This window comes from Bacillota bacterium (assembly GCA_012518215.1).
GTDB lineage: Bacteria > Bacillota > Dethiobacteria > DTU022 > PWGO01 > JAAYSV01.
In genome coordinates, this window is record JAAYSV010000026.1 from 16,620 (window position 1) to 27,639 (window position 11,020).

General features: G+C 53.8%; 8 protein-coding genes. 4 read left to right on the forward strand and 4 right to left on the reverse strand.

Annotated features, from left to right (window positions below):
* Positions 1 to 295: 295 nt before the first annotated feature.
* Positions 296 to 2,341, forward strand: a complete 2,046-nt coding sequence (locus GX364_04580; protein ID NLI70122.1) for a hypothetical protein — start codon at positions 296 to 298, stop codon at positions 2,339 to 2,341.
* A gap of 180 nt (positions 2,342 to 2,521) precedes the next feature.
* On the opposite strand, the gene GX364_04585 is transcribed toward GX364_04580, so the two are convergent.
* The gene (locus GX364_04585) at positions 2,522 to 4,012 is read right to left on the reverse strand and encodes a threonine synthase (GenBank protein ID NLI70123.1); all 1,491 of its coding nucleotides are present in this window, start codon (positions 4,010 to 4,012) and stop codon (positions 2,522 to 2,524) included.
* Between the two features lie 35 nt (positions 4,013 to 4,047).
* Here GX364_04585 and GX364_04590 point away from each other — a divergent pair, with 35 nt between their 5' ends.
* The 3 genes from GX364_04590 (at position 4,048) to GX364_04600 (ending at position 8,476) form a co-directional block, all read left to right on the forward strand.
* The gene (locus tag GX364_04590) at positions 4,048 to 4,308 is read left to right on the forward strand and encodes a hypothetical protein (GenBank protein ID NLI70124.1); all 261 of its coding nucleotides are present in this window, start codon (positions 4,048 to 4,050) and stop codon (positions 4,306 to 4,308) included.
* 93 nt (positions 4,309 to 4,401) lie between these two features.
* Positions 4,402 to 6,561, forward strand: coding sequence for an acetate--CoA ligase family protein (locus GX364_04595; protein ID NLI70125.1), 2,160 nt, complete (start codon positions 4,402 to 4,404; stop codon positions 6,559 to 6,561).
* Between the two features lie 109 nt (positions 6,562 to 6,670).
* Positions 6,671 to 8,476, forward strand: coding sequence for a glycosyl hydrolase (locus GX364_04600; protein ID NLI70126.1), 1,806 nt, complete (start codon positions 6,671 to 6,673; stop codon positions 8,474 to 8,476).
* A 109-nt stretch (positions 8,477 to 8,585) separates the two neighbouring features.
* On the opposite strand, the gene GX364_04605 is transcribed toward GX364_04600, so the two are convergent.
* From GX364_04605 to GX364_04615, 3 genes are all read right to left on the reverse strand, one after another.
* On the reverse strand, positions 8,586 to 9,308 hold the full coding sequence (locus GX364_04605; protein NLI70127.1) for an amino acid ABC transporter ATP-binding protein: 723 nt from the start codon (positions 9,306 to 9,308) through the stop codon (positions 8,586 to 8,588).
* On the reverse strand, positions 9,301 to 9,945 hold the full coding sequence (locus GX364_04610) for an amino acid ABC transporter permease (GenBank protein NLI70128.1): 645 nt from the start codon (positions 9,943 to 9,945) through the stop codon (positions 9,301 to 9,303). Before GX364_04610 ends, GX364_04605 begins: the two co-directional genes overlap by 8 nt.
* Before the next feature lie 85 nt (positions 9,946 to 10,030).
* On the reverse strand, positions 10,031 to 10,789 hold the full coding sequence (locus GX364_04615; GenBank protein NLI70129.1) for a basic amino acid ABC transporter substrate-binding protein: 759 nt from the start codon (positions 10,787 to 10,789) through the stop codon (positions 10,031 to 10,033).
* Positions 10,790 to 11,020 lie beyond the last annotated feature (231 nt).

Consider the following 11,020-nt stretch of genomic DNA (forward strand, 5'->3'; position numbering starts at 1 on the left):
TGTCCAGAAAAAGAGTTTCCATTGTGTATGCTCACCAGTTAATTTTCTATTATCCCCTTTTCTGCGGGCTGCCATCTTCATGAGAAAACAGCAGTCAACAGGAAAAATAACGGGTATATACCCATAAATAATTATAACTTATTCTGGACACAAGTCAATAGAAAAATGGCAATCGATGAAATATATTTTGCCGAAAGGTGAAATCGGGGGAACCGAGAGCGCGGTGGGATGGTCAATATATTGAAGACGCGAACAGGAAGATAAAGAAAAATGGGAACGAGGGAGATGAAGAGAGATGAGGATAGCTTTGAACAGGAAGAGGGAAGCTGTTATTTTTGTTATGGTCACGGTCCTGGCTCTGGTGGCGGTCTATTATTTTTATGATCATGTTTTTCCGCATGCAGGCCGGAACAACATCACGGAGGGTTCCCTTCCGGTCGTCGGGTCTCACAATCATCTGCAGAAATTGTTGAAGCAGAGGTTCACCACACGGAGTGGATTGTTTCGCAACCTGGCCATCAGGTTGGAGTCCGGCGACAAGGAAGCCATGGGGATGTTTGCATACGGTTCCGACTTCGATGGAATCTCCGGGCTGGAGGAAGATGGGGATGGATCCGCGGAGGGGGTTCCCGATCATGCGAGTACCAATCTGCAGGTTCAGGGTGTGGATGAGGCCGATATCCTCAAGACTGATGGGCGTTACATCTATCATGTCAACGGGCAGAGGATCGTGGTGGCCGATGCTTACCCGCCGGCGGAGATGAAGGTTCTGGATATGATTGACTTCGAGGAAGATTTCCGGCCCCTGGAACTTTACCTCGATGAACGTTACCTCGTGGTTATGGGCATGGCTTTCGATGATATCCCCGCTGGCGGGGGTGATCCCGAGCCGATGCCGGAAGCGGAGATAGAGATTTACCCGCCGCCTTCCCGTTACCGATCCATGGTCACCGTCAAGGTCTTCGACATCGGTGACAAAGCCGGGATCAAGGAGGTCAGGGAGATCGGGGTGGAGGGTAACTACGTTTCCTCGAGGAAGATCGATGAGGCCCTTTATTTCGTGGTCAACAAGGATATCGATGTTGGCCGGATCATGGAGGACAGGAAAGGGGCCGGGCAGGAAAGCACGCCTTCGTATCGCGATACGGCCGAAGGAAGCGAAGATCTTGTCGATATCGGATATGATGAGATCAGCTATTTCCCCGAATTTACCACGCCGAACTACATGATCGTCGGCGGGATCAATCTGGATCGTGTCGAGGAGGAGGTGAAGTTGCAGACTTTTCTCGGTGCCGGGGAAAATATATACGCATCGCGGGAAAATCTTTACGTGGCCGTTACCGGTTATGAATTCAAGGGGTGGGGAGGAACGGGTTCCCACACGGTAACTTCCACCACCCTGTACAAATTTGCTCTGGAAGGCGGGTCCGTTGCATACAGAGGGAAGGGAGAGGTTCCCGGCCGGATACTGAACCAGTTTTCGATGGATGAGCATGATGATTATTTTCGCCTGGCGACCACGACGGGGGAGGGCTGGCGTGCTGATGAGCATACCTCGAAGAACAATCTATATATCCTTGACGAGACCCTGGAGATCGTGGGAAAGGTCGAGGGTATTGCTCCGGGAGAGACGATCTATGCAGCAAGATTCATGGGTGACCGGGGTTACATGGTCACTTTCCGGACGACAGATCCCCTCTATGTTCTTGATCTCGGGAATCCCCGCCATCCCCGGATTCTGGGTGAATTGAAGATACCGGGGTACAGTGATTATCTGCATCCCTATGATGAGAATCATCTCCTGGGATTCGGGAAGGAGGCCGAGGAGGTACAGCCCGGAGAAATTTTTGCTCAACCGTTCGCCCTTCAGGGAGGGATGAAGGTAGCTCTCTTCGATGTTAGCGATGTAAGCAGACCGGTGGAAAAGTACAATATCACCATCGGGGGCCGGGGTACAGATTCTGAATTGTTGAGGGATCACAAGGCACTTCTCTTCAACAAGGAGAGGGATCTCCTCGCTTTCCCGGTGATGGTCATGGAGGATCGGCAGGGAAAGGGCACCCGGGACGATTTCCATGAAACGGAATTCGTTTTCCAGGGTGCTTACGTTTATCATTTCAACCTGGAAGACGGCTTTGAGCTGAAGGGGAAGATCAGCCATCTTTCCGATGAAGATTTTGCCCGTTACGAACAATACCGGTACGGCGGGGAGAAGGATGTGGAAAGGATCATCTTCATCGGAGAGGCGCTCTACACCGTTTCGGGTTCAGAAATCAGGGCTTCCGATCTGGATACACTGAAGAAGATCAACAACTTGCTCATCGAGCAGGAAAGGCGTTAGAAAAGAAAAAAGAACCTGGCATACCGTGATATGAATGTGGAAAAGGGAAAGCGGGAGGCTTTCCCTTTTTTGCGGGGGTCTTTCCGGGAAAAATTAAAATAGAGGGGTGGCCGGTCTGAAATAAAAGGGCATGAATGCAGGGGCGGGGTTTCTTCGGGTCAAGGCGGCGTGCGCCTTCTGCTAAAAATCGGTGTCGAGGATTGCTCCGGCCATGCGGTCCTTATCGACCACGGTGTGGTGCCTGATTGTTCTTTCCTCCAGGCGGTGCAATCCCGCGGGGATTGATTGGCCCGTTTTCCGGGCTACCATATCCAGGAGTTCGTATTCTGTTCTGCCCCTGATCTGTTCGGCATCAAGAAGTGCATGGGCCACGCTGGTGTTGAATTTGAAGGGGCTGGCCGTGGAGGCGATCACGGTCACGGCGGTGTCCGCCGTGACCTTCAGGTATTTTTCATGGACAGCCATACCCACCGCGGTGTGGGTGTCGAGGGGGTAACCATATTCATTGTAAACACGGCGGATGGTGGCTATTGTTTCATGATCGTCAGCGGAGGCGGAGAAGAAAATTTCACCGATGAGGGCTGCCGTGGCCGGATCAACCTTGTAAAGGCCGCGGGATTGCAGTTCACCCATCCACCGGGATACTCTTTCGGGATCCCGATCGGTGAGTTCGAAAAGCAATCTTTCCAGGTTGCTGGAGATCAAGATGTCCATTGACGGAGAGATGGTACGTACAAAATCACGCCGACGGTCGTAGATCCCGGTGCGGATAAATTCTGCCAGCACATCGTTGCGATTGGTGGCGCAGATGAGCCGCCCGATGGGCAGTCCCATGCGTTTGGCATAATAGGCGGCAAGGATATTGCCGAAATTGCCGCTGGGGACGACAAAATTGATCGGTTCCCCCTGCTTGATATTTCCTTTTCCCAGGAGGGTGAGCCAGGCGTAAAAATAATAGACGATCTGGGGTAACAGGCGCCCCCAGTTGATGGAGTTGGCCGAAGAAAACTTGTAGCCCCGGGCGGCGATCTTCTTCCGCATGGAATCATCGGCGAAGATAGCTTTTACTCCGGACTGGGCATCGTCAAAATTTCCTTGCACGGCGATCACGGAGACGTTTTTCCCTTCCTGGGTGATCATCTGCTGCTTCTGGATCTCGCTCACCCCTTCCTGCGGGTAGAAGACGATGATCCTGGTGCGCTCAACATCGCGGAATCCTTCCAGGGCAGCCTTGCCCGTATCTCCCGAGGTGGCTACAAGGATGAGGATACCGGCATCCTCCCCCGTTTTTTCCATGGATCTGACCAGTAGATGAGGCAGCAGCTGCAGGGCGATATCCTTGAAGGCACAGGTGGGGCCGTGCCAGAGCTCCAGAAAATGGAGCGGGGGGGCAAGTTGATGCAGGGTTACCACTTCGGGAGCAGCAAATTTTCCCGTGCGGTAGGCAGCATCGATTGCCCGGTGCAACTCCCCGGAGGTGAAATCTGTCAGAAAGAGGCTCAGTATCTCGATGGCAAGGGCATGGTAGCCGAGGCCCGCCCATCTTTCGGGGGCGGCAACTGTAACGGTCTTGCCGGGGACAAAAAGCCCGCCATCAGGCGCTAGCCCCGACTTGATGGCCTGTGCCGAAGAAACGGGTGCGGTTCTCCCTCTGCTGCTGATATAGTTCATGATTACTGCTCCTTCCGGGCCGGAGGACGGATAACTTGAAACAGGATCGGGAAAGCCCGTTTTGGTCTCCGATGACAACCATAGTATATAATAATCGGCAAGAAAAAGAAAAGGAAGGTAAATTTCCATGCCGCGAGAAGTGCGAACCTTTCCGCAGCGGAAGGAATGAATCGACTCATTCCTTGCTTGAACGGGTTGATGCCATCGTTTCCCGGGAAATCGTTTTTCCTGTAGCTACGATAATCGCGATTTCACTTCCTGGTGATAAATATTATAATTTATCAGAAATAAAATAAAAGAAGGGAAATGGTCAAGGTATAAAGAAGACTAATTAATTAACTATTTGAACTATTCCATAATTTAATAAAAAGGAGGATGAGTTATCAAAGATGTCTGATAGAAGTGACAATCCGTTACACAAGATAATGAACCCGCGTTCCATCGCCACGGTGGGAGCGGGTAACAATCCTTTCAAGATGGGAACCTTGCAGGCTCTGAGTATCATCAAGGATGGTTTCAAGGGAAAGTTCTTGCCTGTTCACCCCTCTGACAGGACTGTCCTTGGCTATCCGGCTTACCCGTCCGTGGCCGATCTGCCCGAGGTGCCCGACCTGGCTCTGTTCATCGTTCCCACCGCCATGGTAGTTCCGTTGCTTGCCGATTTTGGCAAGATCGGTACCCGCTATGCGGTTGTAAGCACGGCTGGTTTCAGGGAGATCGGTACCGAAGGCGGCGAACTGGAGAAGAAATTGAGGGAGACGGCCGATAGATACGGTATCCGTTTTCTGGGGCCCAACTGTATAGGACTGATCAATGCCCATCTGCCTTTGAATATAACGGTCATGACTCTGGATCAGAAACCGGGTGCACTGGGCATGGCTTCCCAGAGCGGAACTTACATCACACAGACGCTTGCATACCTGAGGCGCAGAGGATTCCATTTCAGCAAGGCCATAAGCGTTGGCAATGAGGCCAACATCGACATTGTTGATGCGTTGGAATATCTGGGTGAAGATGAGGAGACGAAGGCTATTGCTCTCTACATTGAGGGGATCAAGGACGGTGACCGTTTCATAGAGGTGGCGCGCAAGGTTACATCCCGGAAGCCGGTTGTCGCCCAGTACGTGGGGGGGACCGAGGCGGGGGCGCGTGCCGGGTCAAGCCATACGGGGGCGATGGCCGGGCCGGACTATCTCTACGAGGGGATCTTCAAACAGGCGGGGGTCATAAGGGTTCATTCCGTGGGGGATCTTTATGCTCACGGCTGGGCGCTGGCAACACAACCGCCGTTGAAAGGAAAAAGGATCGCCGTGCTCACCAATTCGGGCGGGCCGGGAACGGCGATTGCCAATACCTGCAATGCTGGCGGCCTGGATGTGCCTCGTTTTTCGGAGGGGCTGCAGAAAAAGATCAGGCCGATGCTGGAAGATCACGCGCAATGCCTGAACCCGGTGGATATGACTTTCAATATGGATACCCTGTCACTGGCACGGAATATTCCGGAATTGATCATCAAGAGCAACGAGGTGGATGGGATTATCATCCACGGGGTGATGGGAAGTGGGTTTCTCACGGAGTTGTTTCCCCATCTGAAAGATATAACGGGGGCCAGGAGTGAGGAAGACCTTATCGAGTTGCTGGGGGTGGTGGAGGAAGAGATGGAGGAGGTATCAAACTATCCACGGTCATTGTCCATTCCTTTTCTGGTATCTTCATTTCTTGATCGCCACGACAATTTCAACCAGGGCTACCGGGATCAGGGTGTTCCCGTGTATGATGGCCCCGAGAAGGCAGCGCAGGCGATGATCGCCCTGATGAAACACCTGGAGGTGCGCAATCGCGAGGAGAGGAAGGCACCTGTTATACCGGTTCGGTCACAAGAAGCGGCGGCGATCATCACCGCGGCACTGCAGGATGGCCAGGAAGCCCTTGATGAGCATCAGTCGAAGCAGGTGCTTGCTGCTTACGGGATCCCGACAGCACCCGAAAGTCTTGTTGCCACGGAGGAGGAGGCAGTGGAGGCAGCACGCCGATTGGGGTTCCCGGTGGTTCTCAAGGGATGTTCCGCAGAGATCATGCACAAGACAGAGGCGGGGTTGATCCATCTCCGCCTGGGGGATGAGGAAGAGGTGCGGAAATCTTTTGCAGCAATAAGGGAGGCGGCCGGGGATGTGGGGATTCTGGTTTCAAAGATGGTCGCCGGGGAAAGAGAATTCGTGATGGGGATGACCAGGTACAGGGGTTTTGGCCCCATCGTCATGTTCGGGCTAGGCGGTGTCTTCACGGAGGCCCTGCAGGACAATGCTTTCCGGGTGGCGCCCTTGAGTGCGGCGGAAGCCAGGGAGATGATCCATGATATACGGGGCCGGAAGTTGCTGGGGCCCTTCCGGAAAATGCCGGCGGTGAATATCTCCGAACTTGGTGCCATGTTGCAGGCGGTCGGTTTCATCGGCATGCTTCATCCGGAGATAAAGGAAATAGATATCAACCCCGTCATCATCAGCGGTTCCGATCCGGTGGCGGTGGACGCTCTTATCGTTACAGGGTAGCGAGGTGCTGAATCAATTTTCTCCGGGGGGAAGGAAAAAGGGATCCGATGCCGTATCCTTACAGGGAAACTATGGGCATGGGCCTCATCCCCCGGAGAGGAAGACGATAATGATGGATCAGCATGGTGCACTGCCGCCCCGTCAGTTACGGCCAAGGGGAAAAGAAGATTACCGGACGGAACGGGGTCATGCCCCGCGCTGGGAAAAAATAGTTGCTATTGTGGAAAAGGTAGCCCTTGTGGCCGTGCTGTTGCCGGCCCTAGGGCTTTTTGTTTATCTTTTTCCGGGTTTTCTGGCTGCCGATTGGGGAGAAGAGACCGTGTTGGTGATCGGCGATCTCAAGGCCGGGGAGGGGATGGCACGGGCGATGGAGGGGGAAATCTATGTCCGCCTGGAAACCATCAAGGACCATCTCGATCCGCATATACACTGGGATGAACTGGAACAGACGGCGGTCATCACCACGGCAGATCGGGTGATCCATATGCGCAGTGAAACCGTGGCCTCGGAGATAAACTTGCGGCCGGTGGATCTGGAGTTTCCCCTGCTACGGGATGATGAGGAATGCCTCTATCTGCCACTGATGTTTCTATCCGATTTCTATGGTTTGCGGGTGCAATATTTTCCCGGCACGGATACGGTGGTCATCGACCCCAGGGATGACGGGGCCATGGGCGCTGCAGTTGAGGGCGGTGCCATCTGTTTGAGGGAAGGTCCCTCGATCCGTTCTCCGGTGCTGGCAGTTCTGGGTGATGGTGAACTGCTCCGGGTGGAGAAGGATCGCGGCGAAGAATGGATCAGGGCAAGGACGGTGCAGGGGTTGGTGGGGCATGTCCCCCGCCGATATATACGGATGGAAAGTTCATATGCAGCGATGCTGCCCGGGGATATGACGGCCACCGGGAAGGAAGGAACCGTCGGTGACCACGGGCAGCCGATTCCGGGGAAAAAGATGCCGGAAAGCCCTTTCGTGATGGTCTGGGAATATGTTTACCGCAAGACCGATGTGGAGAAGATCGGGGAGATGCCTTCCCTGAACATCATCTCTCCGACCTGGTTCAATGTCCGCGATGAAGAAGGGAACGTGGAGAACCTGGCTGACCCCGTCTATGTCAAGTGGGCGCGGGAGAGGGGTTACGATCTATGGGCGGCGGTGACGAGCTCGGCTGATCCTGAATTGACGGCCACGGTTCTCTCCAGCTCGGCCCGGAGGAGAAAGGTTATCGACCAGATCCTCATTTATGCGCGCCTTTACGGATTGGAAGGGCTCAACCTTGATTTTGAAAATTTCCACGCCGACTATCGTGATCTGTACACCCAGTTTGTGCGTGAGCTGGCCCCCCTCTGCAGGGAGGAGGGGCTGGTTCTCTCGGTCGATGTGACGATGCTGTCCAGCAGCGTTTACTGGTCTCTATGCTATGACCGGGCTGCGCTGGCTGCATCTGCGGATTATGTGATGCTGATGGCTTATGACGAACACGGGGGGTCTTCCCGGGTGGCGGGATCGGTATCGTCCCTGCCCTGGGTGGAGCGAGGCCTGCAGAAGGTGCTGCAGGAGGTTCCCGCCGGGAAACTGGTTCTGGGGGTGCCCTTCTATACCCGCCAGTGGGAGATAAAATATCTGGAAGGGGGCGGGCAGGAGGTTTCTTCGAAGGCATATTCCATGGGCATGATCGATGAAATTGTCCGCCGTCAGGGGGCGGCATCAAGGTGGGACAGCGATGCACTTCAGAACAAGGTGGTCTACGAGGAAGGGGAGAAGACTTACGAGATCTGGATCGAGGATGCCGATTCCATGAGACAGAGGGCGGCGCTGGTCAACAAATACGGGCTGGCGGGGATCGCTGCCTGGAGAAGGGGTTTTGAAACACCCGAAATGTGGGAACTGATCGGAACGGCTCTCGGGGATAGATAGTGGCCTTTGCCTTTTCAAACCGTGATCTGTCCCGGGCAAGGATCTGGAAACAAAGATATCGCGGTCGGCCGTGCGCCGCTGATGGGTACCGGTTTCCGTTCCTGTGGAATCAAAGGATCTTGCTGAGGAAATCCCGGGTTCTGGGGGAGACGGCACGATTGAAAAATTGGTCGGGGCTGCCTTCCTCGACGACCAGGCCATCGTCGATGAAGACCATCCTGTCGGCCACTTCCCGGGCAAAACCCATCTCGTGGCTGACAATGACCATGGTCATTCCTTCCTCGGCCAGTTGTTTCATCACGTTCAGTACTTCCTTGATCATCTCGGGGTCGAGGGCGGAGGTTGGTTCATCGAAGAGCATGACCCTGGGTTTCATGGCCAGGGCCCTGGCTATCGCCAGGCGCTGTTGCTGGCCCCCCGATAGTTGCTTGGGGTAGGCATTGATCTTGTCACCAAGGCCGACCTTGGCCAGGAGCTGCCGGGCCAGCTCTTTTCCCTCTTCAACGGATATTCCGGCAACTTTGACCGGTGCCAGGATGATGTTCTGGAGGGCATCCATGTGGGGAAAGAGGTTGAACTGCTGGAAAACCATGCCCACCTCGCGCCGGATGAGGTTGATGTCCACGCCGGGCTTGGTGATATCCTGCCCGCCGATAAGGATCTTGCCTTTCTGCGGTTTTTCCAGCAGGTTGAGACAGCGCAGAAGGGTGCTCTTGCCGGAACCGCTGGCGCCGATGATCACCACCACTTTTCCTTTCTTGATCTCGAGATCTATGCCCCGTAGAACCTGAAGGGAACCGAAACTCTTGTGCAGCCCGCTTACCTCAATCACGTATCTGCCACCGCCTTTCTATATAACCCAGCAAGTTGGAGAGGCTGAAGGTCATGATGAAATAGGTGATCGCCACTGCGGTCATGATGTAAAAAGTGTCGTAGGTCTTTGCCCGGACAAGCTGCCCCACCCGGGCCAGTTCCACGATACCGATGACCGACAACAGGGATGAATCCTTGATGAGGGCGATCAATTCATTGACCATGGGCGGGATGATACGCCTGAAGGCCTGGGGCAGGATCACATGGCGCATCGTCAGCAGGTAATTCATGCCCAGTGATCGCGATGCTTCCATCTGTCCCTTGTCGATCGACTGGATCCCGGAGCGGATAATTTCCGTGACGTAAGCCCCGCTGTTGATGGAGAGGGCTACAATCCCGGCGGTCAACGGAGGCAATCGTATCCCCACCTGATAAAGACCAAAATAAAGGTAGAGGACCTGGATCAAGAGGGGGGTGCCCCGGATCACTTCCACGTAGATACCGGATATTGCCTTCAGGAGGAAATTGTTGGAGATACGAAAGAGACTCATTATACTTCCGATTACCAGACCGAAAGAGGCCGCGAGGATGGAAACCTTGAGGGTGATGCCTGCACCCTGAAGCAGGAAATGAAAATTATCTTGGATTATGTTCATGGCAGGCCTTTCCGTCAATATGCAAAATTTAAGGGGAGAGCCAGGCACTCCGGAGAGTGCCCGGCTCGGTCAGACATTGGTGCGATCATTCCAGGAACCACTTCGTGAAAAGTTCGTCATATTTACCGCTGTTTCTGATTTCTTTGAGGGCCTCGTTGACCTTCTCCAGAAGTTCTTCGTTGTCCTTGGCGATGGCGATGCCGAAAACCTCGTCGGTGAACTTGTCACCCACAATTTTCAGGCCTTCCTGTAGCTCCAGATAACGCTGGGCCACGGGTTCATCGATGACCACGGCATCGACTCCTTTTTGCTTGAGCTGCATGAACACGTCGGTTACCTCTTCCAGTTGCAGCTGATTGGCTTCGGGAATGTTCAGCTCATCGAGCTGGTCGGCGCCCGTAGTGCCCAGCTGGGCGGCAACTTTCTTGTCCGCCAGATCATCCGGGCCGGCGATCCGTTCTTCATCTTCCCTGACCACGATAACCTGGCCGGCATCGAAGTAGGGATCACTGAAGTTGACACTTTGCAGACGGAGCTCGGTGATGGTGATACCGGCGATGGCCAGATCGATCATGCCGGTGGAAACGGCGGAAATGAGTCCGTCAAAATCCATATTTTCGATTTTGAGTTCCATGTCCAGCTGCTTGGCGATTTCTTCGGCAAGGTCTATGTCAAAACCCACAATGTTGTTGTCTTCGTCAAGAAACTCAAAGGGGGCAAATCCGGGATTGGTCCCTACCGTCAATGTGGCAGCTTCCTCCTCCTGGTTGCATCCGCACAGGGCTGTCGCTGCCAAAAACACGAACAACATCAACATGACTCCGACTATTCTATATTTTTTCATTACGACCTCCTCATTTTTTGGGTTCGCGTGCGAACCGCATTTTTTTGAATTATACCATAATGGCTTGTAGTTAGGCAATATAGACGAAAATGCTTGTCCGCATGTGTAAGTTGCAAGTTTAATTGCCCACCATATTTTACCAATCACACTAAGCTGCCATATAAATATCATTGGCTGTTTTGTATCCGAACATCCTTCTTGGATAATTATTCATCCACTGCTGAATCCGCT

Coding starts and splice junctions, on each gene's coding strand:
- GX364_04600 (NLI70126.1), top strand. CDS start 6,671: ATGATGGATCAGCATGGTGCACTGCCGCCCCGTCAGTTACGGCCAAGG.
- GX364_04580 (NLI70122.1), top strand. CDS start 296: ATGAGGATAGCTTTGAACAGGAAGAGGGAAGCTGTTATTTTTGTTATG.
- GX364_04595 (NLI70125.1), top strand. CDS start 4,402: ATGTCTGATAGAAGTGACAATCCGTTACACAAGATAATGAACCCGCGT.
- GX364_04615 (NLI70129.1), bottom strand. CDS start 10,789: ATGAAAAAATATAGAATAGTCGGAGTCATGTTGATGTTGTTCGTGTTT.
- GX364_04610 (NLI70128.1), bottom strand. CDS start 9,945: ATGAACATAATCCAAGATAATTTTCATTTCCTGCTTCAGGGTGCAGGC.
- GX364_04585 (NLI70123.1), bottom strand. CDS start 4,012: ATGAACTATATCAGCAGCAGAGGGAGAACCGCACCCGTTTCTTCGGCA.